The organism is Maribacter arcticus (assembly GCF_900167935.1).
Classification (GTDB): Bacteria; Bacteroidota; Bacteroidia; order Flavobacteriales; family Flavobacteriaceae; genus Maribacter; species Maribacter arcticus.
In genome coordinates, this window is the sequence record NZ_FUYL01000013.1 from 21817 (window position 1) to 48124 (window position 26308).

At 36.3% G+C, this 26308-nt stretch carries 23 protein-coding genes; all 23 read right to left on the reverse strand.

Going from position 1 to position 26308, the window contains the following annotated elements; genetic code table 11:
- Positions 1-76: 76 nt before the first annotated feature.
- Positions 77-1261: an MFS transporter gene (locus B5X55_RS17435; protein WP_079514294.1), complete on the reverse strand. Its 1185-nt coding sequence runs from the start codon at positions 1259-1261 to the stop codon at positions 77-79.
- A gap of 22 nt (positions 1262-1283) precedes the next feature.
- On the reverse strand, positions 1284-1841 hold the full coding sequence (locus tag B5X55_RS17440) for a GNAT family N-acetyltransferase (RefSeq protein ID WP_079514296.1): 558 nt from the start codon (positions 1839-1841) through the stop codon (positions 1284-1286).
- 192 nt (positions 1842-2033) lie between these two features.
- Positions 2034-3362, reverse strand: a complete 1329-nt coding sequence (locus B5X55_RS17445; RefSeq protein WP_079514298.1) for an APC family permease — start codon at positions 3360-3362, stop codon at positions 2034-2036.
- A 59-nt stretch (positions 3363-3421) separates the two neighbouring features.
- A complete protein-coding gene (locus B5X55_RS17450; protein WP_079514300.1) occupies positions 3422-4516 on the reverse strand; it encodes an aromatic ring-hydroxylating oxygenase subunit alpha in 1095 nt (364 codons plus the stop codon).
- A 266-nt stretch (positions 4517-4782) separates the two neighbouring features.
- On the reverse strand, positions 4783-6543 hold the full coding sequence (locus tag B5X55_RS17455) for a serine hydrolase (protein ID WP_079514302.1): 1761 nt from the start codon (positions 6541-6543) through the stop codon (positions 4783-4785).
- A gap of 377 nt (positions 6544-6920) precedes the next feature.
- Positions 6921-7427, reverse strand: coding sequence for a hypothetical protein (locus tag B5X55_RS17460; protein WP_079514304.1), 507 nt, complete (start codon positions 7425-7427; stop codon positions 6921-6923).
- Between the two features lie 37 nt (positions 7428-7464).
- Complete coding sequence (locus B5X55_RS17465; protein ID WP_079514306.1) at positions 7465-8217, reverse strand: CPBP family intramembrane glutamic endopeptidase; 753 nt, start codon at positions 8215-8217, stop codon at positions 7465-7467.
- A 146-nt stretch (positions 8218-8363) separates the two neighbouring features.
- The gene (locus tag B5X55_RS17470; RefSeq protein WP_079514308.1) at positions 8364-9050 is read right to left on the reverse strand and encodes a DUF6090 family protein; all 687 of its coding nucleotides are present in this window, start codon (positions 9048-9050) and stop codon (positions 8364-8366) included.
- 81 nt (positions 9051-9131) lie between these two features.
- Positions 9132-11006, reverse strand: coding sequence for a M14 family metallopeptidase (locus B5X55_RS17475; RefSeq protein ID WP_079514310.1), 1875 nt, complete (start codon positions 11004-11006; stop codon positions 9132-9134).
- A 467-nt stretch (positions 11007-11473) separates the two neighbouring features.
- Positions 11474-12262, reverse strand: coding sequence for a 3-keto-disaccharide hydrolase (locus B5X55_RS17480; protein ID WP_079514312.1), 789 nt, complete (start codon positions 12260-12262; stop codon positions 11474-11476).
- 76 nt (positions 12263-12338) lie between these two features.
- The gene (locus B5X55_RS17485; protein WP_079514314.1) at positions 12339-13019 is read right to left on the reverse strand and encodes an NAD(P)H-binding protein; all 681 of its coding nucleotides are present in this window, start codon (positions 13017-13019) and stop codon (positions 12339-12341) included.
- Positions 13020-13127: 108 nt separating this feature from the next.
- The gene (locus B5X55_RS17490; protein WP_079514316.1) at positions 13128-13937 is read right to left on the reverse strand and encodes a DUF6090 family protein; all 810 of its coding nucleotides are present in this window, start codon (positions 13935-13937) and stop codon (positions 13128-13130) included.
- Between the two features lie 140 nt (positions 13938-14077).
- Entirely contained in the window at positions 14078-14455 is a 378-nt protein-coding gene (locus B5X55_RS17495; protein ID WP_079514318.1) for a cupin domain-containing protein, read from the reverse strand.
- A 296-nt stretch (positions 14456-14751) separates the two neighbouring features.
- A complete protein-coding gene (locus B5X55_RS17500) occupies positions 14752-15240 on the reverse strand; it encodes a PepSY domain-containing protein (RefSeq protein WP_234999788.1) in 489 nt (162 codons plus the stop codon).
- Positions 15241-15458: 218 nt separating this feature from the next.
- Entirely contained in the window at positions 15459-17753 is a 2295-nt protein-coding gene (locus B5X55_RS17505; RefSeq protein ID WP_079514320.1) for a glycoside hydrolase family 3 protein, read from the reverse strand.
- Between the two features lie 136 nt (positions 17754-17889).
- Positions 17890-19506, reverse strand: a complete 1617-nt coding sequence (locus tag B5X55_RS17510) for a carboxylesterase/lipase family protein (protein ID WP_079514323.1) — start codon at positions 19504-19506, stop codon at positions 17890-17892.
- Positions 19507-19532: 26 nt separating this feature from the next.
- Positions 19533-20411, reverse strand: coding sequence for a sugar phosphate isomerase/epimerase family protein (locus tag B5X55_RS17515; protein WP_394332857.1), 879 nt, complete (start codon positions 20409-20411; stop codon positions 19533-19535).
- A 38-nt stretch (positions 20412-20449) separates the two neighbouring features.
- Positions 20450-21148 (reverse strand): NUDIX hydrolase, encoded by a 699-nt coding sequence (locus B5X55_RS17520; RefSeq protein ID WP_079514325.1) that lies wholly within the window; start codon positions 21146-21148, stop codon positions 20450-20452.
- A 230-nt stretch (positions 21149-21378) separates the two neighbouring features.
- Complete coding sequence (locus B5X55_RS17525) at positions 21379-22236, reverse strand: GNAT family N-acetyltransferase (RefSeq protein WP_079514327.1); 858 nt, start codon at positions 22234-22236, stop codon at positions 21379-21381.
- A 39-nt stretch (positions 22237-22275) separates the two neighbouring features.
- Entirely contained in the window at positions 22276-23475 is a 1200-nt protein-coding gene (locus B5X55_RS17530; protein WP_079514329.1) for a glutamate-5-semialdehyde dehydrogenase, read from the reverse strand.
- A complete protein-coding gene (gene proB, locus B5X55_RS17535) occupies positions 23475-24263 on the reverse strand; it encodes a glutamate 5-kinase (protein WP_079514331.1) in 789 nt (262 codons plus the stop codon). The genes B5X55_RS17530 and proB overlap by 1 nt, the downstream gene beginning before the upstream one ends.
- Entirely contained in the window at positions 24256-25071 is an 816-nt protein-coding gene (gene proC, locus B5X55_RS17540) for a pyrroline-5-carboxylate reductase (protein WP_079514333.1), read from the reverse strand. Before proC ends, proB begins: the two co-directional genes overlap by 8 nt.
- 373 nt (positions 25072-25444) lie before the next feature.
- Complete coding sequence (locus B5X55_RS17545) at positions 25445-26305, reverse strand: sigma-70 family RNA polymerase sigma factor (protein WP_079514335.1); 861 nt, start codon at positions 26303-26305, stop codon at positions 25445-25447.
- Positions 26306-26308 lie beyond the last annotated feature (3 nt).

The window sequence follows — 26308 nt, forward strand, 5'->3', positions numbered from 1 at the left end:
ATGTATATTTTTTAGCTAAATACGCTAAAGTGTAGGGGGAGTGTGTTTTACATGAACCACTGTAAGATAACGAACATTATGCTTCATTTCTCACAGTTTCAGGTTTAGGAATTGTTAAGATGTATAAAATAACAAGTAGTGTTGCTAATGCAGAAACTAAAAAAGTCATTGTCGCACCAAACTGAAACCATATTAGGCCAGCTAATGAGCTAGCTAACATGGTGCAAATGCTCTGAAATCCTGAAAATGTTCCAATTGCTGTTGCAGTATCTTTTTTGTCTGTTATATTTGAAATCCACGCTTTTGAAATACCTTCTGTTGCCGACGCATAGATGCCGTAAAGAAAGAACAGCACGAAAAACATAAACAGATTTGTGTTCGCTGACATACCAAAATAGACCACTGAAAATAAGACAAGGCCAATTACAAATACCTTTTTCAATCCGATTTTGTCGGCAATGATGCCAATTGGAAAAGCAAACAAAGCATAAATGAGATTGTAAAAAATATAAACTCCGATGACCATAGTGTCATCAAGGCCCGATTGTTTTGCTTTTAAAAGTAGAAAAACGTCAGAACTATTGAAAAGTGTAAAAGCAAGAAGCCCTATGACTAATTTTTTGTATGCTATTGGACTTGTTTTCCAATAGGTAAGAAACGAAAAAAACGGAGTAGCAACTTTTGGTTTATGGTCATCACCGCTTTTCTCTTTCAATAAAAAAGAGGCCAATACGGCAAGCATGCCAGGTATAAAGGCAATAAAAAAAAGTGTTTTGTAGTTCTCTGGATTATAATATAAATAGAGCAACGCTAAAGAAGGCCCTATTACTGCACCCAACGTATCCATGGAACGATGAAAGCCAAAAACTTTACCTTTTGTTGCTGTGGTTGCTTCGTCTGAAAGTATGGCGTCTCTTGCTCCTGTTCTAATTCCTTTTCCGAAACGGTCAATAGTTCGAGCAAAGAAAATCCAAAGTGGATAAATAAAAATTGCCATCATTGGTTTTGAAATTGCACTAAAAGCATAGCCAATTTGCACGAATGGAACTCTTTTTCCTGAATGGTCTGAGCGTTTACCGAAATACCCTTTGCTTAAACCTGCTGTAGCTTCTGCCACTCCTTCAAGTATGCCAATTAGTACAATAGAAAAACCAATTGATTTTAAGTAAATCGGCATGATTGGATATAACATTTCGCTGGCGGTGTCTGTAAACAAACTAACCAATGATAAAATCCAAACCGTCTTTGTTATATATTTCACTTTATAATTATTGAATTTTGGTTTAATTCGAACTACTATAAAATTCTTTTAATGAATTGAATTTTTCTTTAGTCAGTACATAGCTATTCAGCTCAACATCTAAATGAATCCAACCTACAGGATTTGGTCTTACAGCATGCATAAATTCAAAGCCGAGCTTGGGAATAATTACATTTGGCGCAATATTTTTGGCATATGGCTCACAAAACAATTTGGACAACTTGAAAAGCTCAAAGTATCTTTTTATGGAAAGTTTTAACATGGGTATACCCACACCTTTTTTCGTGTTTTCGTGATCCCATAAATGTAAATGTATTTCTGCTTCTTGGCCGTACTTAATCTTGTTTATATTTGAATGGCCCACAGCGGTACCGTCAACGATCCAAATAATATAAAAAAGTTGTTTATCCTCAATAGGCTTATCAAATTCCTCTTGAAGTATATGTAGCAATTTAATTTTATCTGGTAATTTATTTGGGTCAACGCCCATGTTTAACCAATATTCATTGGGTTTGCTTGTAAAATAGTTCGCGATTTGAATTAAATCTGCTTGTGTTGCCTCCCTAATGCTAAAATTCATTCGTACTGTACTTTTTTATCTAATCCTGTAAAGAAAATAGGTTTTTAAGGAGCCTAATTTAGAAAATAAAGACTCAACCTGCCTGCCAGGGAAGCAGGTTTATTCTCGACCCACATCTTTAGTCTAATTTTCCGAAATAATTTTATCATTTGGGTATTGGTTGGTTTTAATAGCTATGGTTGTATGGGTATTTTATTCTAATTTTTTCAAGGTTTTAGTTCGTTTCTTCAACCACTTCATAGTAAAATAGACAACACATATAACCGCAATAAAGATAATAGTTGATACTATTTCCCATGTACTTAAACTGGTAAGCAACCAGAGAATAGAAACAATGCCAATACTAGGAATAATCAAGCCACCTGGCACTTTAAATGTCTTTTTAGTTGTTTCTTGTTTTTTACTTCTCAGTTTAATAGTGGCAATAATAACCAACAGGTAAATAAGTAATATGGCGGCACTTGCTAATATGGCCAACTGTCGAAAACCACCAGAAATAGAAAAAATAAAAATTAGTCCGGAAAAGCAGATTATAGACCAATAGGGTGTGGCATATTTTGAATGTATTTCACCCAGAAATTTCGGAAACAAACCATCATTAGCACCAGCAAATAATACACGCGGTGTATTTAAGACGTCGGTGCTAACTGTGCCAAAACTAGAAATTGCGGCAGCAACTAATAGTATTGTACTTCCTACTATACCAACAATGCTTTGTGCAACCGCTGCTAATGGTGCATCTTTAACCGATAGCATTCGTGGTCCTAAAACACCTTGAGTTACTATTTGTAGGAGCAAGTAAATGATAATCACCGAACCACCTCCAATTAATATACCCCACGGAATCGTTCGTTGAGGGTTTTTAATTTCCCCGCTTGCACCTAGTGCCGTTTCAAAGCCGGCAAAAGCAAAAAATAATATTAGGGCAGTATTGCCAAAAGTTTTAATTGAGGGTAAATGTTCCCAATGGAGGTTTTCGGTATTAATCAGCGTGAATCCGAAAATGATAATACCAAATAAGGGCAATAATTTTATGATGGTTATCCACTTTATAAAAGTAACACCCTGCTTTGCACCACGAATATTGGTGATGACCAAAAAGCTGAGTAGTACAAAAAAGAAAATACCCCGTATCCACGGATTTGAGAAAGCTGGTGAAATTACTGCAAGGGAATCGGCAATAATATTCATTAATGCAGCACTGCCTAAAATACTCCATCCAAAAATAGCTAGCCAGCTTACGATAAACCCCGCGAAATCTCCAAATGCTGCCGATACATAAGCATAACTGCCTCCTGTATTGGTAATGCGTGAGCCAATTTCGGCATAACAAAGCATTATGGCAGCCATCATAATACCACAAAATAGATATGCATACACACTAAATGCACCCAGTTCAATACCAACAATTGCAGGCAGTGCAAAAATACCTGCGCCAACGGTTATATTTACAATGTTAAGTGACAAGCCAAATACATCAACTACACGTTTTAATCCTTTATCCTTGTTTGATTTGTTCATAGTTGATTTATCCGTAGTTGATTGCGTATAGTTGTCTACAATAAGCGAGTAAAAAAAAATTAATTTTCGGTATTCATATATTTTGCCAGAAGCCTGTGGAAATGATGTACTCCTTTTTCCATATTTGGCGAGAATCTACCCGCCTTATAAAATCGTGACTGCAAGCCTTTTTGCACACCTTCTACCACAAACTCATCTTCACGTTCTACTTTATCTAAAAGGGCACCTGCGCCTGCATTCATTTTTGTTTCATCATACACATAGGTGATAAAAGAAACTTTAGTTTTATTGATACTCAGGGGTTTAATAATGTTTATAGATAAACCCCATGGATAGAAATTGAACATCATATTCGGAAATATCCAATAGTAATATGCAGCCACATTTTTACCATAATCTACATGCCCTTCTGGTAAATCGAAAACTTCCTCACCACCTTCAGAATACCCAATTTGAAGATTTACATGATCATATATTTCGGTGGTATAACTCCCATAATCTAAAACAGCATTTAAGTCTTCATGAACAAATGGAATATGAAAGCCTTCTAAATAATTATCGCAATACAGTGCCCAGTGGCAATTGACAATATAATCTTTGTTTAAAGTTTCATTTAATTTAAATTCGTTTAGAGGCAAAAAGCCAATTCGTTCATTCATCACATCAATTACTTCAGAAAAATCAAAAGCAGGGTCTAGTCCAACAAACAAATGAGCGCCTAATTTTTTAAGGGAGAATTCATGGAGATTATCGCATGGCCTGGGAAAGTTTTCGGCCTCATTAAATTCGGGCATTGATTTAAATGTACCATCAAGCCCAAATCTTCTTCCGTGGTACATACACGTCAAGTTTTTAGCTTTACCTGGGTTATGAATTACCAAGTTTCCACGATGTGTACATACATTGGTTAAACATTTGGTTTTATTTTCCTTATCACGAACAACCAATAGCGGTTCTGTTAAATAATTATCTAGCAATACAAATGGATACACACTTTCGGTTAAAGGAACTAAGGTGTTTTCATCGCCTATCCATTGCCATGATTTTACAAAAACATTTTCTTTCAATTTGTCAAACACCTCTTGACTTTTGTAAAATTGTGCAGGTAATGTTTCTGCTTTTCTTATATCTGCATCTATATAAAACTTATCCATATTATATATACTTTATTTCTTTTTAACCATGCATGAAAAGGAACGTTCGGGCGGGTCGGAAAGTAGATTTTTCCGAAAGAATTTAATCATAGTACTCACCTTTTATCCCCTCCCAAGAGGCGAGATTTTTGTTTTTCGTTGTGAAGAGATAGGTGTTGAGTATCGCTAATGCCAAAAGTATTATTTCGTCAATATTATAAAAAAATATTTTATCGTAATAACTTACTTATCTCCTCTTAGGAGAGGTTAGGGGTGGGTAATTTATATTATTCCATTTTTTTGCCCATCATTTCTTGTCCTCCTTGAAAAAGCGTTAAACTTTCAATTTCCCCATTTTCACCCTTGTTGAAAATAACTTGAGCGGTCACAACTTTTAGGTAAAATTCTTCATTCGATTTAGGATAAATGTCGGCCATGGGTTGCCCTGTTGCCTGAGCTTTTATTTGATTTCCTTCTTTAGAAATGGTGATTTTAAAATCTGGCGTAAGCTCATAGACACCGATATAGGTTTTTAAAATAGCTTCTGGTACGACCACCTCTTTTACTAAGTCGTTAGTGTTCACACCTAATTTTTTCAGCATATCGATTCCGTTTTGATTTGCTGGATTTATTTCTATCGATTTTTTGTAGTTTGTTATAGCACCTTTTGTATCATCTAACTTCATTAGCGCTTCGCCATAACTGTCGTATGCATTAGGTGATTTCGGAAAAGCGTCTATATTTAGTTTAAAAACCTGAGCAGCTTCTTCAACAGTACCATTTCCCATTAATTGGTAACCAATTTGGTTCATCTCATTTTCGTTTAATTCGAAATTATCACCTTCTTTGTTAGTATTATAATAAGCTAAACCTGCTTTAATACCTTTAGACTTAATCACGTTTAAAAAATCATAAGCAAGAGATTTTTTAGGGATGTCGTACGTTTTACCATGCATAATGCCTATGATAGACCTTGTCATTTCACCAAGCGGTGCGCCACCGGTATTGTTTAAGAGTACCACCAAAGATTTGTTTGATGGTGAACGCGAAATGTTGGTATTAAAACCATTGATTCCTCCGCCATGGGAAATTACTGTTATGCTATCGGTCGTATTTCCTATGACCTCTTTTCCTACTCCCCAACCATAAGCGTATTGAGAATTACCAAAGGCAGCTATGTAGGGTGTAAAGAACAAATCCATATATTTTTGAGGCAATAGGGTTGTGGTATACAATGCTTGGTCCCATAGGTATAAATCTTCTACAGTAGAATATAAAGAGCCCGCAGCATAAGGAATAGACATATCTAAGTAAGCAGAGTTGATAAAGCTGGTTCCGTTTTTTTCGTAGCCTGTAGCTCTGTTTTTTAAAATATCTTTATGATTATCATACCCTGTATCATGCATGCCTAAAGGTGTAAATATTTTTTCATGTAGCATTTCTTCATAGGTCTTACCAGACAGTTTTTCTATTAGTACTCCTAAAAGAAAATAGCCAGAATTACTATAATTGAATTTTTCACCCGGAGTGAATTCTAATTCTTTGTCCTCAAACTTTTTTACAAATTGATCGGGTGTATAAGGGTTACGACTTTCCGCTGCAAAAAAATCAGGAAATGCGGTATAATTAGGTATGCCCGAGCTATGGGTCAATAAATGGTGTGTCGTTATTTTATCTCCGTTCTCTTTAGGGTAATCAGGTAGATATGTGGTTATAGGTGTCTGTAAATCTATTTTGCCTTCAGCTACTAGCTGTAATATGAGCATGGCCGTAAATTGCTTTGTGACAGAACCTAATCGATGTTTGGTATTTGGTTTGTTTGGTATATCCCATTCCATATTCGCCATTCCGAATCCTTTTTTATACATCACCTTGCCTTGGTCGGCAACCAGTACAGAGCCGTTAAATTTGCCATAATCAAGATATTGATTGAGCAGTTCGTCTAGCTGTTCGGTTTTAGTTTGTCCGAAACAAAGGGTAGTGGAAATCAATACCGTTAAAATGCCAAAAATGATTGTTTTGAGAAAAGATGGTTTTGGTGAATTCATGAGGTTCTTTTATTGGTCAATTTTGTTGTTCTAAAGCACGATGTCTTTCGGGTTGGTTTAACCAAATCGAATATGTAAAAAGCGTACAGTGACAAGTACCTATATTCTCTAATCTGAAGAAATATAGTTGCTAGAACCAGTATTTTTCAAATAGAACTATTTACGCTAAAGTGGCAGGGGGAATGGACTTTGCTTGGTCTACTGCAATATACAGAAGTTTATTGTATAATTTCTTATGTCCTTGAAATTCAAAGAAGAGCGTTTCTATTGGTTGGAAAATTGGTGAGTGTGTTTGGGCTTTTAAACCTGAAAAACCATTTCATATTAAAACGTCTTATTCACTATAGGCCAGAACAAGCAGTTTCTTTTAGCAATTTTTATTCATTTTTTAAAAAGTCGGTTACTAATAGGTTTTTCTCCGTTTCCATTTCGCACGTCCAGCTATCTATATACCATCTACCATTTTCAAAATGAAGTTGAACACTATTTAGTCCTCTAGTATTAGATTCAATTTTAGGGTCGGTTCGTATTTCAAAAGCGCTCCAAACTTGTGCAATATTCCCATATTGGTTAACTATTCTTTTAATTTCCTTTTCATAAAAATCCTCTTTCGGTGAAAGGCCTACGGGAATATATTCTGCTTCCAACGTATGAGATTCTGCTTTTCCATTTTCGTCTAGTCTTGTTATGACGGCATCTTTTGAATGAATATAGTTGTCTCTTTCAAAATTCCAAGGATCACTGCTCGAACCCGAAACAACATCATAGTAGGCGGTTATGATTGCATCTATTGACTTTACGTCTTCAGCATATTTATCTTCAATTTCTTGTGCGAAAACGGAAGAACTCAAGAGTAATGAAATAGCGAATAGTATATTTTTCATAGTTAAAAATGTTTTATATAAGTTGTTGTGCGCAGTACTAACTCCCAATAATTGGATAAAAGATGCAATAAATCATTCCTAAATTAAATGCTGAATGGCATAGTATTGCTCCTAAAATCGAACCTGAATTTTTTCTACATCGGTAAAATAAAATGCTGACACAAAACATACTTAAAACCCAAATTAAAGTCGGTACGGTCAAGAATTGCCATTGCTGATTCGTAAAAATTAATCCGAAATGCGAAATGTGGACAATGGCAAATGCAGAACTATCAATAATCGATGCTCTTTTATTGCCCACTGAATTAGCAAAACTTGAATGTACAATTCCTCGAAAAAATAGTTCTTCTCCAATTGGGCTAAATGTCATTCCGGTCAATGCCATAACCCCAAACATAGCGAGCTTACTCTGTTGGTCAATTTCAGTTGGAATGTTATAGGATTTTCCAATGTAGTAATACCAATTTTCGTAAGAGTTACCATATAAGGTTTCTCCCAAGAAGTAAAGCAATATGCTACATACTATTCCAATTATGAATGCAATAATTAGCCACCGATAATTCGTAGGTTTTTTAATTCCGATTTTGTTTCTACCAAACTTGCTTAAAAATAAGAATGGTGCAATCGTTGAAATGACCATAATAAGGCCGATGTAGCCATAGCTTGCGGTTTCATTAGCGTGCAAAACCAAAATAAAGCGAGGAATACAGATTATTAGAATCAAAAAGAGTCCAAATTTCCAATCAAACTTGAAAATCTTATTCCAAAATGGTTTCAATTCATGTTCCATATTTTGCTATAAGTACTTTATTATTGATGGTTTTGTCAAATTGGTTGCAACGGTTTTATGTATGAAACGTAGCGTGTAAAAAGACGCTGGTTTTTTATCGCAGTTCTTTGTTGTGCTTTCTTTATTCTGTTTCCAGATTTATTCAATTAATTTTCTGTAGTTATGCTATCAATTTCAGATATGGCTAATTTTAACTGATTTAGGTACCATTCCATTTGAACATAATGATGATGCAAATCATCAAGAAATTCAGAAAGTTGCTCAGGTGTCATTTCGCGAAAGTGTCCAGTTCTTCTTTCATAACTATACTTTTTACTTAAAAAAGCCCATCTTTCATCCAAAATTTGGCCGTTATCAATCAACCTATCATAAGTTGAATTATACAATTTAATAATCTTTTGAATTAATTTTTTATTTCTAAAAACAGTAATTTGATTTCCTGATACCGCTGATTCATAAGAACCAGATATCGGATAGAATGTGCGTTGAGATTTAAAATAATTATCAAAAATGGAATCTAATGATTTTTTGTCATTAGCATATAAATTTGGTAAGTCACTATTTAAGGTTTCATAAGCTTCTATTCTTGGTTTTATAATTTCTACTATCAGTTGAATAAAAGCTTTATCTTGTTTGAGGTCATTTTTTACGCTCGTAATAAATTCCTTTTCTGATTCAGATTGTTTTCTGGTTTCGTTCCAATTATTAATGCTTAATGCAATTAAAATTCCAATAACAACAAGAATAATCTCCCCTATAGCGTATTTCAGATACTTTCCAGCTTTTCCTTCTGAAAGTAAATTTTGTCTAATTTTTCGAAAGAATTTTGTCATTGGTTTACGGGTTGGCCCCGATAGCTATCGGGATTAAGGACAATGTTAGCGGTAGGTATTAGTGATTTAATCTAAATTGACTTACAATTCTCTTGCAACCGGATATAATAAGTACCGGTCGTCATAATATTTTGTTTTGCTGTAAAACCAACTAAAAATAGCATTAGGGTCATTTGCAAAATCTTTATCTTGTGCTATCTTTTGTTCAAATTCTTTTTTTAATTCGGGAGAGTCTTCCAACATTATTTTTGCCATTGGTTCCATGACATAAGCTTCTATGTATTCGGTCCTCTGGAAAATGTTAAGAAAAAAACCCCAGCTGAAAAAAGAATCTTTTGATTTAGGTTCTAATAAAGTCATAGCTAAATCTCCCAAAGGTTGGTTAGTGGATATATAAACAGAACCGGGTGAAAATATCTCTTTGCGAAATTCTGTTTTTGTTGTCCCACTTACTTGCATATGTCCTTCATAAGGTAATGATTGATGATTTTCATTTTCAAATTTTGCGTCTTCAATCCGATACATCTCTACTGCCACCTCACGGGCTACAGTAAGTACTTCCATCTCAATTCCATGTATTTTCAATCTTTCAATTACTACATTACAAGAAGCCGGAACCCAATAGCCTTTTGGCCGTGTGATCCAATCAATGGGGTCACTTTCTTTATAGTGGGCAACTTTCATTGTTTTTGGCCTACCCAACCATTCGATATAATCTGCATTTGTAATAGTGGATTTATGAATTTTTGATTCTATTCCAAGCAAGAGGAATGTATCAGGAGGTGTTGATTCATCGGAAGCTTTTAGAAGAGCCAATGATTCAAAATCAACTTTGTTCTTCATTTGAGGAACTTTATAAGCTGTTGGAATTTTTTTATCCCTTATGGATTTATCGGCTTCTGTGATTTCTTGAAGTGACTGGCCTTCCTTCTCTAATAACCTCAAGGTGCTTTCTAACAATACATATGTACCCAAAACTCTCTGCTTGTAAGGCTTTAAAGAGTGGTTTTCTACAAGGATGGTTGTTAAATGACGGAGATTGCCATAACTATCTGAAAACCTAGCACCGCCAGTGAGCGTGATTCTTCCTTTCGAAAAGTCTCTATCATTCAACGCAAACAATAAAGGCCCTGGGATATGTCCGTTGGCTTTCAAATCCTCGTCTACTGTTGGCTTAAATTTGGTTTCTAACCAATTGGAAATAGCAGGGGAATTCCCTTCTACTCCCGCACCTGTATACGTAATATCATATTGATAATCTGCACCATCAGTGACGTGTATATCCATATACAATGAAGGATTATATTCATTAATTACGGTTACCACTGCTCTTACCTCATCAGTGTCAAGCTTCGCATAATCACGATTTAAATTTAAGTTCTGTGAATTGGTTCTCCAACCCATGTTTTCTGGGCCTCTTTGGTTCGGTCTATTAAAGGCTGATAAATTTTCGTGTGCATCTACACTTAAAATCGGAATGAATAGAAAATTTACTTCCATCAACAACTCTTTCTTTTTTCCAAAAGCAATGTCTCGAAGAAGCATCATTCCGGCATCTTTTCCATCTATTTCTCCAGAATGAATACCTGCCTGAGCAAGCATCAGTGGTTTTTCGGAGTTTTTTAATGATTGTGGACTTTTATCGGTATCGGTAGAAGCAATAATCATATAAATATCCCGTCCTTCTACACTTTTTCCGATACTCACCATAGATAATAATGGGGAAGCGGCCGTAAGTTTTTTAAACCAATTCACGGTTTCATTATAACTAGGAGTCGTTTTAAAATTTGCTTTTTCTGAAGGTGTTACCCATGGATCATTAGTTTTAGCGATTAAAGATTCACTTGTTCCATGCCATTCCATCACTGGAGGTAGAACAGTTTGTGCGGCAGCTGAAACGATTAACAAACTAAAAAAAGAAGATGTTAGGTATTTTAAAGTGTTTTTAATTGACATATTTATGTTTTTATGATTTATGTTTATTTGCTGCCAACGTATGTTTAGGCTTACTGCTACAGATATTTCCTTTTATCAAGAAATATAGTTACTAATATTTTTTTTTGTGTTTTACAAATGCAAACACTAAAATGTTGGGGGAGTGTACTTTGCTTGGTCTACTGCAATATACAGAAGTTTGTGATATTTTTTCTTATGCCATTGATATTCAGATAAGAACATTTGTTTTTAATAAGAAAATGAGAATGGTGTTTTTAGATTTTTAAAACCTGTGCATTTCGACTGCGCTCAATGTGCCAATTCGGGTTAAATGTATACATGGGTGTTTTTACAATAGTAGTATCTCGGTGAGTCTATGCCTTATTCCTTTCAAATAGGTATTTCTACAAAACTATCTGTATGCCACTTTACTGGTAACAGTTCTTTGGCACCTATCTCAGGTTTATCAGGTATGAAAGGTTGAACGATTATTTATTGATTTTCATCAACTCGATGTTCTTGAATTCTATGGGATGACCTTCTGCTTGAAGCGCGATGTAACCCTCGCTTATGATTTTTGGATAACCATTTTTCATGAGTTCTCGCGCAAATTTATCAGTGCTATCATATTGGGGTTTAGAGTATTGCATAACTACTTGACCATTGATCTTGTGAATTATTTTTTCGCTGCCATAAACTTCAATTTCCATCTTTACCCAACTGCTATCATTTATAGCAGGATAGTTTGAATTTGTACAGTGCTGTGTAATTAAACTGTCATTCATTACGATATGAGTACCTGCGGTGCATACATTGCCTGTAAACCGTTCTGTTTTACCATCACCTCCAAGTATTTGGGCTTCAACGGCAACTAACAATGTTTGGTCTATTGGTAGTTCAGAAGGATGCGGAGAATGGTATTTGATACCACTGTTTTTATAGGCCCAATCTGGCGAACCAGGAACCGACTCTCCTAAAAAGCGATACGCTAACCGCAACTTATAATGCGAAAGCTTTTCTTTATAGAAAATATGTCCAAAATTATTATCAAAATTGTCGTAGTCATCGTAAGAGACAATTAACTTCCCATCTTTAGCTTGAAAGGTGTTCAGGTAGTTTATTCGATATGCTTCACCCGTGAATTTTGGTGACCATCCAGTTAGGTCTTTACCATTAAAAATGGGTATCCATTCACTATCCTTTTTCTGATTGCAAGAACTGGTAAAAATAAATACCATCATTACAATCGTGTAAAACAACTTTTTAGGTTTCTTCATTTTATATATCCAAATTAGCGTTTAAGTACCTTTTTAAATTCAGAGTTTATTTTTTCAACTGACGGCCAACAAGTGGCTATTTGCTAACGGTATAAAATTGGTCCCATTGAAGTACTTCATATGCTTCGCCTTCTTTAAGGATATTCTTTGCCATGGCCTGCCCTAGAACATTCACAGGAATACCTTTGTATTTTCGTAAACTACCTATGAAAAATGGTTTTAGAAGTGGCCAAATTTTTAAAGTAATGGCTTGCCCTATACCGTATCGGTTCGTTGGTGTTAATATCATAGAAGGTTGAAAAATACTAAGACGGTCAAAATCCAATGCTTTAAGCGCTTCTACCAATTCACCTTTTGTGCGTAGATAATAGGAAGATGACTTTGCATTGATACCCACAGAGGCTAATAATTCAAAATGTTTGACTCCAACTTTTTTACATTCCGTTGCAAAATTTAGTACCGCAATTTTATCGATTTTTATAAATTCTTCTTTACTTACTTTCGTTGGTTGGCCAACGCCTAAGGTACAAATAGCCGTTGTGTGTCCTTGCACATAGTTCTGGTATGATCTAGGGTCACTTACATCTATTTTGTGTTGTTGAACACAATTGGTTTTTACAGTTGAAATAGGGTTTCTACCTAACAATGTAATTTGCTGTATGTTATTGAGTTGCAATAATGTTTTTAAGGCTGCTTTACCGACAGCACCACTTCCTCCGAGTATTACAACCGATACTTCATTCGATTTTAAAGGCATGGTTTAATTTTTTAGTTGTTATGAGCTTATGCTAAGTTCGCTTATTTATAGAGCCATTGGGTTAGTTTTGAAAAGGTTTTTTCGGGAGGCTTATTATAACCCCATTGCTTATTCAATTTCGTCCTCAAGAATTTTAATAATCTTTTGCATTTTCTCTTTCAGTGTTTGCCCTTCTAAATTACAAACTTGAGAAAAGGTAAATATGAAGGTGACCAAACCTTCGAGACGTGGGTCTTTTAAAATGGATTGAACATCAATCTCTTTAGGGCTTTTGCCAATAGTCAATATTTTGTCATTTTTGCCTTTGTCCAAAAAGCCCATTCTAAGCTCTTTAGCTCTCCAAAATACATGGTTTGCGTTGCGCATGATGCCCACCTCTTTCATAAAAGGAATAATTTCAGAAATATAATGGTTATGTTGTATATCTTCAGACTCGGTATATGCTTTAATATCCGATGTCCAATGGGACAGGGCTTGTTTTAAGCTATCATTTTGTATCAATTTGATATTTCCTGAATTTATCACATCATTTTCAATGGGGTCAAAGGTAGGGTCCATAAAAAAAGTGGCGAAAATCATGGAAAGGGAATCTTCACTGATGAGTGTGTCATTTGAAGTAATCTCTAGCACGTTCAGGCTTTCGGCAATAAGTTTGCGTCTCATTTGAATCTTATTCTCTAACTGAAGTAAGTTCGCTTTATATTCCGTCGCAAGCTGTTTCAGAATAACCTGTTCTTGTGCTATACTTTTTTGATTTTCATTGTAGTTATTAATACCCAAAGCGATTAAAATACCGATAACCACCAGCACGACTTCTCCTACAGCATACAGCAGATATTTGCCTAGACTGCCTTTTGGTGCGTCAGGAGTATTTTCAGATACTAATCGTTGACGTATTTTTCGAAATAATTTTATCATAGTAGTATTTTAATGCCTACGCCATAGCTGACTCTTCACTAGCAAAGGTCTACTAGACCTTCGCTAACCGTTCAGCCTTCTAAAAACCGTATCATTGGTAATTGGTTTGCTATACCAATTGTTCTATGCAAGTTTTGGGTTTATCCGCCTAGTTCGGCCATTTTTTTACCAACGTGGGCCATCACTTCACTTAATTCTTTTGAAGGACTAAATTCAATCATTTTTATGTCTTCTTGCACTATGGCAGTATGACCCTTTGGAAGAAAATAAACATCGTCATCTGTCAGTATTTCTTCAGTTCCATCAGTATACTTAACTAGTAGTTTGCCGCTTAATATATATCCCCAATGAGGGCAATGGCAGCTGTCATTTTCAAGACCTTTTAGTAGCGGTGTAAAATCTGTTCCTTTTGGTAGTTCGTTAAAGCCAACGGTCATTCCTCCAAAATTGTCTTTAGTTCGCATTATTGTGCCAGGTCCTTCCATTGTTACTGGAATGTTTTTTTTGCTGACTTTCATAATTTAAAGTTTAAGAGTTATGTACATGTATTTCGTTCAACTTGCGTAGAACGTATAGAAATAGGAACCAATACCTAAATCAACTAATACGGAGATATATAGGGTATTGGGTTGTGTATATAGTTCGTTTTAAATTACTTACGCAAAAAGCGAGAGGGGGAGTATACTTCGATTAATGAACTACAAGATACTAAAATTGAGGCACATTTTTTATGGGGAATACTTTAAAAATAAAAAAACCTCCATCTAGGGAAGCCCAAATGGAGGTTTTTATTATATGAGTGGAAAGTCTATAGCTATACGAATAGTAGTATAATCGTTAAGACAATACCTGCCAACGAGAAATATAACCCTTTCTTAAATACAGAGGTCTGTGGCATAAACATCCAGAAAGAAGAAACGACAAAGAACAATAATGAAAGGCCGAAGAAAATATTCAACCAATATACAGGGCTGTCGGTAGTTGCCTTGTGCAAATGCTCCATCTTACCTAAAATAACAGGGAGCTCCATTTTTTTTACGGTCGCCATACCGGTTTTGGCATTGTACTCGCCTTGTGCAAAATAAACGACGTCCCCTTCGGTTTTCTCGGGTTTTACACCTCCTTTAATCCGTAAAGCTGCACTTAGCTCACCGGCCTTTAAGTTAGGGTTCAATTGTTGCTCCATTATTTTTTCACTCTTTAAAAAATCGGTATTCCTGAAAATCATAAGGATTCCGCTAATAGAATACATGGCCATAATGCCTGCCAAAAAGAAGCCTAAATATCGGTGTATAATTCTCATGCGTAATCCGGTTGTCATTCTCATCTTAAAATAATTAATGGTTTTGTGTTTATTTTTTTTCTAAGCTATGCTTGTATTGGGTTATTGTTCTATAGGTCTTTAGACGAAATTTAGTTGTTATGGTTTAATGACCAGGTTCTTTTTATTTCAGCGAAAAAATAAAAAAAAGCCCTGTAAGGAAATACCTTAATAGGGCTTTTAAAAAACAATTCAACTTCTTATTTGTATTTCTTTACACGTGCATCGTCTATAACGCCGCTCCAGTTTAAGCCATACGCGAAATCATAGGTGTTGCCATCGGCATCTGTATAAGGCTTCATGTCTCTTGGTACGTCTTCAAATTGAGCTTCTACGGTCAACATATCTGCTGGCATTTGAAAAGGGAGTAGGGCAGATGGTTCTACCGCTCCTGTAATGATTTCCATCAACGCTTGATCCTGTACACCCATGTGAACCACTATGGCCGCAGCACTACCTTCTATTTCAGAGAAAATCATTGGTTTGCCGACTTTTACCGATACGACTACAGGTTTATTACCCATTTTTGTTTTCGTATCGTTTACCAATTGCATATCGGTCGTATTAATGGTGTTCACCGTTTTGCCTTTATAGGTTCTGTTAGTAAAGTCTTCTAACGGGCTACCACCTGCTAAACTTACTTCACGAGCAGTATCTGCGGTATACGTGTCATATTGAAGACTAATGGGCACATAACCGTTGCTTCCATTTTCCAAATCTGCATAATCGTAACCCACCCCACCATTTGGACTGTAGATGCCCACAAGAGCAAAATCTGCCTCTTCTGGAGAATCGACTACATCAAAATATTTGGCGACCACTTGCATATTGAAAGCATCTACGGTTTTTTCGGGTGTGGTGATACCCCACCAATTCGTAGTGGGTGCTACATAACGTTGTGGTACATATACTTTCTTTTTGGCTTCAACTGGCAAAGTTTTATTTTGATTCTTAAGCATTACAATCGATTTCAATTGTGCATCAAAACCAGCTTTCATAAACTCACTGTTACCCACTATCTTTTCAGTTTCGGCTACCTCTAAATATGGATTTTCGAAAAGCCCCACCCTAAAAATATTAGTCAATAAACGTACCGCAGAAGCTTCAAAACGTGCTCGCATCGCTTCTTCACCAAGTTCGGCCACACCTAATTTAAAAGCTTCTAAAACCGGACCCATATCATTGTTGCCTCCAAATTGATCCATTCCTGCAGCAATAGCCTTATAGTGACGCTCTGCAACGGATAAGTTTTCTACGCCAAAAGGTTTCCCTTCAAATTTGTGTATAGCGCTCATATCTCTGGTAATACCCCAATCGGTACATAGTACACCTTCATAACCATACTTGCCACGTAAGACATCTGTAATCAAATACTTATTGTAACCATTGGCTACATTTTCGCCTTCGCCAGAAGAAATGGTGTAGTACGGCATTACGGCCGATGCCATTTTAGTAGGGCCGTCTAATTTAAAGGCACCTTCGGTAAATGGTTTAATATGGTCTGCAATGTTCTTACCAGGATATACGGCATAGGCGCCATACCCGAAGTGAGCATCACGGCCTCCTTCTTCTGGTCCGCCACCAGGCCAGTGTTTTACCATGGCATTGACACTTTGCATGCCCCAATCGCCACCATCGGTCGATTGAAAACCATCAACATAGGCACGGGCCAAATCTGTAGCTAAATCTGGGTCTTCACCCATAGTGCCATCAAACCTGCTCCAACGTGGTTCTGTTGCTAAATCAATTTGTGGTGAAAGTGCCGTAGCAATTCCTAAGGCTCTATATTCTTTTGAGCCTATTTCCCCGAATTGTTTCATTATAGACGGGTCAAACGTAGCGGCGATACCTAAAGTTCCTGGCCACATAGAAATTGAACCACCTGCACCGGCATTAAATTCTGCATAAGAATCACTGCCATGACGGGGATCCGAACTTGTATTGACCGGTATGCCCAAATACAAACCTTCTGCAAAGGCTTGGGCATTATTGTTCCATTGTGCTGCTATTACCGGACTTTCGACCGAAGTAATCAGTACATGACGCAAATGGTCATCGGTCAAAAATTTCTTTTGATCATCTGAAAGGTCGCTCGCCAAAGCACCACTTTCTGGAAATGGCTTACCCCCATATTGTGAAGCGCCAAAACCACGGCTACTACCAGGAATAGATTGGTGTGAGCTGTAGAGCATTAGGCCCGAGATATCTTCTAGGCTCATTTGGCTAGCCAAATCTTTCGCACGCTCGGCTACAGGTAAACGCCAATCTTCATAACTATCTAGTGTTCCGTTTTTGTTGAGATCCTTAAAAGCATATCGATCTTGCGATATAATTTTAATACCAGACTCAGGAGAATAACCTAAGGTAGCACCGTCAGAATTAATGACTTTGGTATAATTTTCTTTCTGGTCTATCGTGAACTTTTCAGAACAACTAGTCAATATAGACAGTAGAATAAGCGTTGTCGCTGTAAATTTAATAGTTGGTTTTTTCATTGATATGTACGTTGAAATGATAATGGGTGAATTTAATCACTATTATAATTTTGATTTGCCCCAAACCTGTAATCGACAGTTTTTTATCTCTGAACGACAGATTTTTTTATTTATTAAGGGGTAATCTTAGTATAATTTATTGACCCTGAACAATACTAAATAATTCTTTGTCGAGCTGAGGTTTAACTTCACACGTAACGTCGAAATGCATAGTGGCCGTATTACTACTATTATAGGCAGGCCATTCAGGAAGATTTTCATGATTAGGATTGCCTGTTCTTGCAAAATTAATCCAGGCACCGCTCATTTTATCTGCAAGCTCGTGTGCTTCTTGTCCGCCACCAGTCATATGATTCGCCAGGTTGATATTGTCAAAAACAAAAGGAAGCTCCATGCAGTGTAATGCCTTGTACTTGCCATCGAACACTGGTGATTGCCATGTAAACAGATACATATAAACAGGTGCCCCTTCTAGGCCCGACTTGTCATTCGCCTCTAATACGGCACCAGGTCTGAACATGGTATCTACATCTAAAAGGTCTTTGACATCAGTGTCGTTCGGATACGCTTTCTTAACTGCTTTTACGTAAGCATCTGCTTTGTCTTTGTAAGTGTCTTTAATATGTTTCATGATGGTTTCTTCAGATGCTCCTAAAAAACGCATATTAGCAAATGGCGCAAATTCATTCTTTGCGGTACCAATCATAAAAGGGATATCTTTTGATACGGCCAACGCCTCTTTTGAACTTAATTGATATGGAAGTACGTTGCCATCTTTACTTGGACCCCAACTAAGTCCGAAGCCGATTACAGGTTTGCCTGCAGCTTTCATTTTTTCGGCTACCACCTTTAAAGCTTTGCTACTTGCATCGGCTAAAACTTCAAATGGAATATTTTGAATACTATCTACTGAACTACCCTCTAACCCAAGTATGTTCAAGGTTTCTGTAGCAATCGCTTGTGTGTCTTCTTTCTCTAACATGGCAGTTCTAAAAGAACCACTTTGGTTGATTGCTTTATGGAACAAACCTTTTGCCTTTGGCATAGCCATAAGCGTAGTTACTTTTGCGCCACCACCAGACTGACCAAAAATGGTCACATTGTTCGGGTCACCACCAAAATTAGAAATATTGTTCTTTACCCATTCTAGAGCAGCAACCATATCCATAATACTATTGTTCGCCGAGTTTTTATATTTATCACCGTAAGCCGATAAGTCTAAGAAGCCTAAAACATTTAAACGGTGGTTGATAGAAACAACCACTACATCACCGTTTTTAGCCATATTTTCACCGTCATACGAAGGAAGTTCATGACTAGAGCCAGCAGTGAAGCCGCCACCGTGAATCCAGAAAAGTACAGGTCTTTTTTTATCGGTGGATGCATTAGGTGTCCAAACATTTAAGCTCAAACAATCTTCATTTGGAAAGCCCCAATCATGGTCAAATACAAATTCTGATTCATCTTGAATAGAAGTTGTAGGCGTAATTAATGGAGAAACAGCCCCATACATGGTGGTGCTTTTTACGCCATTCCATTTTGCTGGTTTTTCTGCAGCCTCAAAACGTTTCGCTTGCGCATAAGGAATGCCTTTAAAGGTGTGGATGTCGTTATGGATGTATCCACGAATTGTACCGTTTTCTGTTTCAGTTACTGGAACTTGTGAGCCTGTAATTACCACGTCTTGCGCAGAAATTGTTGCACTCAAAGTGATAACGACCATTAAGGCCATTAGTTGAATATAGTTTTTCATTTTGATAGTTCTAAGTTGGCAATCGACTATTTAAAGCCTATTTCTTTAAGTCCTTTATGGCTAATCTTAATAGCTTCTAATGGTTTTAACCCATCAAAAGTCATGTCTTGTTCTACCATGTAATATTTCATACCCGATAGTTTTTTGTTATCTAAGATGTTCTTGAAGTTAATTGAACCTTGACCTACAGGAGCAAATCTGCCTTGATCGTCCATATCCTTTACATGCCAGATTTTGAAACGCCCTGGGTATTTGTTGAAATAGGCAATAGGGTTTGCTTCTGCTTTAGTTACCCAATACAGATCCATCTGAAAATTCAATAATTTAGGATCTACATTTTCTAACAAATAATCTATCGGAACAATACCATCTTCATTCTTCTTGAATTCAAAATCGTGATTGTGGTACAAAAGCTTAAGACCTGCTTTGTTTGCTTTTTCACCTAGCGTGGTTAGAATCTTGGCCAAATCTTCGATAGTACCGTTCATGCCCATACTCATTTTCTCTCTATTGAATTCGAACATGCCCATTGGTGGAACAGGTATTACAAAATACTTGAATCCGGCAGCTTTAACATCTGCCATCATTTGGTCTGCATTCTCTAAGGTAACCGAGCCTTGGTGTGTGCTAATTGGCTTAAGTTTCAAAGATTTAAGCAACTTTTTAAACTCTACAGGAGTCATGTTGTAAAATTTACCGTCTGCATATCCTGCAGCTTCGATATTTTTGAATCCTGCATCGGCAACAGCTTGTAGCGTGGCTTTAGCATCTGTACCCATATCATCTCGTACAGTATATAGTGCAAGACCTCCCATTTTAGATTGTGCATACGTTGCAAGTGAACCGAACATAAATACGGTTAGGGCTAAACATTTAAAAATGTTGCTCATAATTGATTTTTTCATTGTTGTTGTTTTAAGAGTTATAATTTAGTTTTTACTATTTATTTAAAGCTATATAGATAAGGGGCTTTGTGTGCTTTACCCTGAAATAATTTCTCATGTCGTTCTAAAATGTCAAGTGATAACATTTTTCTTTGAAAGGTGGTGCGCCTTAATTTCTGATCTAGAACAGCCTCAAAAACCATTTGTAATTGCTTCATGGTAAATTTTTGGGGCAGTAGGTTCATGCCTATGAGCTTTTCGCTTAAATTATTACGAAGAACCTGCAAGGCTTTTTCTACAATTTTATTATGATCCATCATTAGTTGGGGTAGTTCATCTACCGAATACCAGCCTATACTGTCTGAATAATGGTCAGGTTCTGGAGTTACTTCTTCGTAGTTGATTAAGGCATAATAACCAACGGTGAGAAACCGTTCTAACATCCAACTATTTTCCTCGGTATCATCATTATTGGCAACCAACAAACGTTTCATGTACGCAGGGTCTGCTCGGTCTACTTCACCGAATATGTAAAATTGGTCTAAGAATACATTATCTAATCCAGTACGATCCTTTACACCTTGTTTTACGGCATCGTCTAAACTTTGGTTTGTTTCAACAAAGCCGCCAGGCAGCGCATAAAGGCCCGTGTTTTGGTATTCTAAAATAAGTATTTTAAGAAGTTTGCCGTTAAAACCAAAAATGACACAGTCAAAGGAAAGGTTGGGTATGAAATTCTTGTTTTCTAAACCTTTCATTGATTATTTTGATAAAATTTGAATGCGTTTTTCAAATTAAGGACAAAATACAATGCAAACAAAGGATTATTGTCATAAAAAGAGACAATAATAAAAATGTACTGATTCTGAATAGCTAACTATTCAGAATCAGTACATTCATTTAAAGAGGGATATCTAGAAAAGTTGATTCTTGAATTCATTTAACTAGAGAGGTAATACTCAAATTTTAATCATATTAATATTAAAGATTAAACTTTTTCGTCTCCTTTAAAATACCAAATATTCATACTCTCCATTGTATCACGAACTACACAGTTGTTCGTTAATGTTCCTGCTAAAATAAAACCGTGTTTACTATAGGTGATATTGAGACCATATGAGGTGGCACGAACCATGGAGTATACGGTTTTACATCCAGAGGTTTTCATCTTTTCTTTAATATCCTGCACTAGAAAATAAGATAGATTTTGACCGCGATAATCGGGGTGTGTAACAAAATCAACAATTTCCATATTTGATTCCGTTTCGTGCACATCTAAAATGGCCGAAACTAACAATTCTCCATTTTCGAAAAGTCCGTAGAACTGATGATTCAATTCATGCAACATTGAAAAGTGGCTAACATCCTTAATCTGATTCGGATGGTATTTATAAGCCTTTTTATGCAAATCTTCCAACAATAGAAAATCTGCTGAAGTCAGTCGTTTGATTTCAGTATTTACAGGCACATCAAAATGAGAATCTGTCTGCGGTTTATTGGCCGCAAGTGCAATCGATTTTACTGACTCAATTGTTTTACGACTTTTCTCATCATTTATATATCGCTCTTTCTTGACATAATCAGCTAGAAAATAACCGTCTATTGTACCGTTGTACAACCCAGGAATTTTAGCTTCTACCATGAAGCCGTTAGATTGTAAAACTCCCATAGAACTTTCGGATGCCCTACTAAGAATCTTTTCATATTTCTTTTGCTTCGCAAGGGCCTTCATTTTTGGAACTAGAATTCCTAAATCAACATTATCTGCTTCAGTGAAATAAATGCGATTGTGCATATTACCATGGTATACCAATGCACCATTTATGGTTTCTATTTTTTCGAACATGAATTACGATTTAGAGTTGTCTTTACGATAATGAAATTTTTATTCACGAATTTGGCCATCACCAAATATGTAATATTTATTGGTAACCAATTGCTTTAGACCTAACGGACCTCTATGGTGCAATTTATCGGTACTGATTGCTAATTCTGCACCAACACCCATTTGTCCACCATCGGTAAAACGCGTAGAAGCATTTTGATACACTGCAGCGCAATCCACTTCTTCCATAAATTGCATTGCATTGACTTTGTTTGCCGTCATAATGGTTGCCGAATGACCGCCAGAATTGATATTGATTTTTTCAATGGCCTCCTCGAGAGAATCAACAGCGCCCAAACAACATTTCATTGCAAGAAATTCTTCTTTCCAAACAGATGCATCTTTAATGAGATTGGATCCTTCAATTAAAATATTAACATCGTTATCCACTAATGTTTCTACCCCGTTCACTTGTAACAGCTTATAGAGGTCTTCAAGTTTTTCGGTATAATTTTCAATTTTAGAACTAATCAAGATTTTATCCAACGCATTACAAGCCGATATTTTAGCTGTTTTTGCATTGAGAATAACTTTTACGCTTTTCTCCCAGTCTGCATTTTCATCTACATATAGAAAATTATTGCCACGTCCACTTACAAGCACAGCGCCAGTGGCATTTTGCTTTACAAAGTTAATTAAGCGCTCACCGCCTCTTGGCACAATTAAATCTAATTTTTCTGGCGGATTTTTCAAAAACATTTGGGTTTCTTCACGGTTCAAAACTAATTGTTGAATATAGTTTTTTGACAATCCGTTTTCTTCCAAAGCCTTATGCCATAGTTCAGTAAGGATGGTATTACTGTGCAACGCTTCTTTACCTCCCTTTAAAAATATCTTGTTATTCGCCTTAAACGCTAAAACAGCAGCTTCAATAGTTACATCTGGCCTTGATTCATAAATAATCATGATGGTGCCAAAAGGTGCGGTTCTGTTATTTATTTCCAGTCCATTTTCCAATGATTTTGTAGAAATGGTTTTGCTTACCGGATCTTCTTGTGATCTCACTTCTTTAATTGAAGCAATCATTCCATCAATTTTACTTTCGGTAACAATCAAACGGTCGTACATGGCTTGATCTTCCAAATTAAAGAGCTCTAAATCTTTTTTATTGGCGTCAAGAATGGCCTTTCGATTTTCATCTAAAGTGCGCTCCATACTTTGTAATACGTTGTTCTTTATTTCTGTAGATAGTAATTTCATTATACTTCTATTTTTTCTTCAAGGGTCACTTTTGTGCCCACATTTTTTCCGTCTATAATATCAATAAGCGTACGTGCTTTTTTACCGTTAGCTATGTAAGTAGGGATGTTATTAGCTGCTGCTTGTTGCGCATAATCTAATTTAGAACCCATACCGCCACGGCCTTCACCAGCTTTCTTATTGCTGTCTTTGATGAATTCATCAAGATTTTCTTCAGGATTCACGTGTTCTATAAGGTCACTACTTTCGGCATTTGGGTGCCCATTATAAAGACCGTCGATATCCGTTAGAATAATAAGTTTATCAGCATCGATAAGTTGCGCGATTAAACTTGCCAACTCATCATTATCAGAAAACATACTCATGGTCACCGAAACCGCATCATCTTCATTGGCTATAGGAATAACACCTTCGGATAAAAGTCCTTCAACACAATTAATCATGTTCTGCCTGTGAATACCCGGAGTAAAATCTCTTTTGGTAGGCAGTACCTGGGCGCATTTCATACCATAATCATTAAAAATATTATAGTAGTGACGCATCATACGAGGTTGCCCGATTGCAGAGTAAACCTGTCTGCGCTGTGTTTCGTTTTCAATACTAGATGTACCTAAAACCTCTTTACCTGCAATTACGGATCCAGAGGACACAAGTACGGTCAAAATATCTCGTTCATAAAGTTCAGCTATCTGTTGTACCAAATTTCGTAATACCGGTCTTACGATCCGGTTGTCTTTATTGGTCATTACATTTGTACCTACTTTAACTACAATTTTTTGTTTATACATGTGCCTTTTCTTTTCCAAGTTCAACGGCACGCTCAAAGGCCGCGAATGCCGCTTCTTTAATTAATTCTCCAACATTATTGTTTTCCATTGAATCTAAAGCTGCACGGGTAGTACCGCCTTTACTTGCAACCATATCCATCCATGAATTTGGTGATAATTCATTTTGGTTAAAAAGTTCGATGGCACCGGTAAATGTCTGCGCTACTAATACTTTTGAAACATTTGGTGAAAAGCCCATTTTAAGGGCAGCCTCCATCATACTTTGCATAAAGTAGAAAACATACGCCGGTCCACTGCCAGAAATACCTGTTGAGGCGTCGATAAAGTTTTCATCGCTCACCAATACTGATTTACCTGTAGTGTCTAAAAGACTCTCTATGGTAAGCAGCTCTATTCTTGTTACTTCGTCTGAAGCTACAAATGAAGTTAAACCTTTACCTATAGAGGCAGGTAAGTTGGGCATAGCCCTTACAATTTTGGTAAGACCGGTAAGATTTTTAATAGTCTCCATAGTGACACCTGCCATAATAGAAATTATAATCTGCCCAGGTTTCACCAACGGATTTAACTTTAAAAATACACTCTCTGCATGATACGGTTTCACTGCGATGAAAATGATATCTGCCTGTGGGGCGCATTTTTTTAAATCGTCGAACGCATCAAATTGCGGATTCTCCCTCAGCTCTTCCAATTTTTCTTCTGAGGTGTCTAACACCATAATATTTCTTTTCTTGAGTAATTTTGATTTAGACATGCCTTCTGCATAAGTCAACCCCATATTTCCAGCTCCTATTACTAATATCTTCATGAATTCAAATTATTATATTGATAGTATTTGTTTGTGTTCGTATTTATATGAATAGCATTTTTTCTATAGCGTTATTTTTTCGGCCATAATAGATTTGCTTGTAATTATGAATTTGTTTTATGGGAATACCCATAAAGTATTTTGTAATCGAAGTAACCTTTGAATTTCTTAATCCTGTTTGTGTTCGATACAATTCTTTGGTAATACTCTGTCTTTTTATATATATAAATTTCATGTTGTACTATTATCTATGGTAACTTAACATATACCTAGCCAAGTCCTAATATGACGTGTTAAGCTTATGTTATAATGGTTAATAAAGGGTGTTTATGGTGATTTACGGGAGATATCCACCATTTAAATAGGATTCAATCTATAAATAAGCGCGTAAAACTTCTGTATTGGTTTTGCGACGTAGTGCTCTAAGACCTTTGTCTTTTATTTGTCTGACTCGTTCTCTAGTAACATCGAAAACTTCACCGATTTCTATAAGACTCATTGCGGGTTGGTTGCCAAGACCAAAGTAAAGACGTAGAACATCTCCCTCTCTTGCCGGAATTTTGTTCAATGCGTGGTCGATATCCGTTTCTAAAGATTCATTAATCATTTCTTTATCTGGACTGTCGAGTTTTTTAGATTCTATAACATTGTAAAGATTTGATGATTCACCTTCTTTAAAAGGAGCATCTAAGGATATATGCTTAACAGAAGACTTAATAGAACTTTTTACCTTTGAAACGCTAATATCAAGTTCCGACGCAATTTCTGACGGGCTCGGTGCTCTTTGGTAGGTTTGTTCTAAAGTTGAATATACCTGATAAATTTTAGTATTGGTAGCGATTTTATTCTGAGGTAAACGAATTACACGCGATTTGTTTGAAAGTGCTTGAAGAATAGATTGTCTAATCCACCAAACTGCATAGGAAATAAATTTAAACCCTCTAGTTTCATCAAAACGTTTGGCAGCTTTTACTAAACCTAAGTTGCCTTCATTAATTAAATCGGTAAGTCGTAAGCCTCTATTTTGATATTGTTTAGCGGCAGAGACCACGAATCTTAAATTAGCATTTACTAATGTATCTAGCGCCTTTTGATCTCCCTCACGAATTTTTCTAGCCAGTTCTACTTCCTCGTTAGCAGTAATCAAATTTATTTTACTGATTTCTTGAAAATACTTTTCTAATGATTTGGCGTCCCGGTTAGTAATTTGTTTGGTGATCTTTAGTTGTCGCATATA

Coding starts and splice junctions, on each gene's coding strand:
- B5X55_RS17510 (WP_079514323.1), bottom strand. CDS start 19,506: ATGAAAAACTATATTCAACTAATGGCCTTAATGGTCGTTATCACTTTG.
- B5X55_RS17530 (WP_079514329.1), bottom strand. CDS start 23,475: ATGAAATTACTATCTACAGAAATAAAGAACAACGTATTACAAAGTATG.
- B5X55_RS17450 (WP_079514300.1), bottom strand. CDS start 4,516: ATGGATAAGTTTTATATAGATGCAGATATAAGAAAAGCAGAAACATTA.
- proC (WP_079514333.1), bottom strand. CDS start 25,071: ATGAAGATATTAGTAATAGGAGCTGGAAATATGGGGTTGACTTATGCA.
- B5X55_RS17485 (WP_079514314.1), bottom strand. CDS start 13,019: ATGCCTTTAAAATCGAATGAAGTATCGGTTGTAATACTCGGAGGAAGT.
- B5X55_RS17495 (WP_079514318.1), bottom strand. CDS start 14,455: ATGAAAGTCAGCAAAAAAAACATTCCAGTAACAATGGAAGGACCTGGC.
- B5X55_RS17465 (WP_079514306.1), bottom strand. CDS start 8,217: ATGGAACATGAATTGAAACCATTTTGGAATAAGATTTTCAAGTTTGAT.
- B5X55_RS17525 (WP_079514327.1), bottom strand. CDS start 22,236: ATGTTCGAAAAAATAGAAACCATAAATGGTGCATTGGTATACCATGGT.
- B5X55_RS17445 (WP_079514298.1), bottom strand. CDS start 3,362: ATGAACAAATCAAACAAGGATAAAGGATTAAAACGTGTAGTTGATGTA.
- B5X55_RS17520 (WP_079514325.1), bottom strand. CDS start 21,148: ATGAAAGGTTTAGAAAACAAGAATTTCATACCCAACCTTTCCTTTGAC.
- B5X55_RS17475 (WP_079514310.1), bottom strand. CDS start 11,006: ATGTCAATTAAAAACACTTTAAAATACCTAACATCTTCTTTTTTTAGT.
- proB (WP_079514331.1), bottom strand. CDS start 24,263: ATGTATAAACAAAAAATTGTAGTTAAAGTAGGTACAAATGTAATGACC.
- B5X55_RS17455 (WP_079514302.1), bottom strand. CDS start 6,543: ATGAATTCACCAAAACCATCTTTTCTCAAAACAATCATTTTTGGCATT.
- B5X55_RS17470 (WP_079514308.1), bottom strand. CDS start 9,050: ATGACAAAATTCTTTCGAAAAATTAGACAAAATTTACTTTCAGAAGGA.
- B5X55_RS17515 (WP_394332857.1), bottom strand. CDS start 20,411: ATGAAAAAATCAATTATGAGCAACATTTTTAAATGTTTAGCCCTAACC.
- B5X55_RS17545 (WP_079514335.1), bottom strand. CDS start 26,305: ATGCGACAACTAAAGATCACCAAACAAATTACTAACCGGGACGCCAAA.
- B5X55_RS17500 (WP_234999788.1), bottom strand. CDS start 15,240: ATGAGAATTATACACCGATATTTAGGCTTCTTTTTGGCAGGCATTATG.
- B5X55_RS17490 (WP_079514316.1), bottom strand. CDS start 13,937: ATGATAAAATTATTTCGAAAAATACGTCAACGATTAGTATCTGAAAAT.
- B5X55_RS17460 (WP_079514304.1), bottom strand. CDS start 7,427: ATGAAAAATATACTATTCGCTATTTCATTACTCTTGAGTTCTTCCGTT.
- B5X55_RS17505 (WP_079514320.1), bottom strand. CDS start 17,753: ATGAAAAAACCAACTATTAAATTTACAGCGACAACGCTTATTCTACTG.
- B5X55_RS17480 (WP_079514312.1), bottom strand. CDS start 12,262: ATGAAGAAACCTAAAAAGTTGTTTTACACGATTGTAATGATGGTATTT.
- B5X55_RS17440 (WP_079514296.1), bottom strand. CDS start 1,841: ATGAATTTTAGCATTAGGGAGGCAACACAAGCAGATTTAATTCAAATC.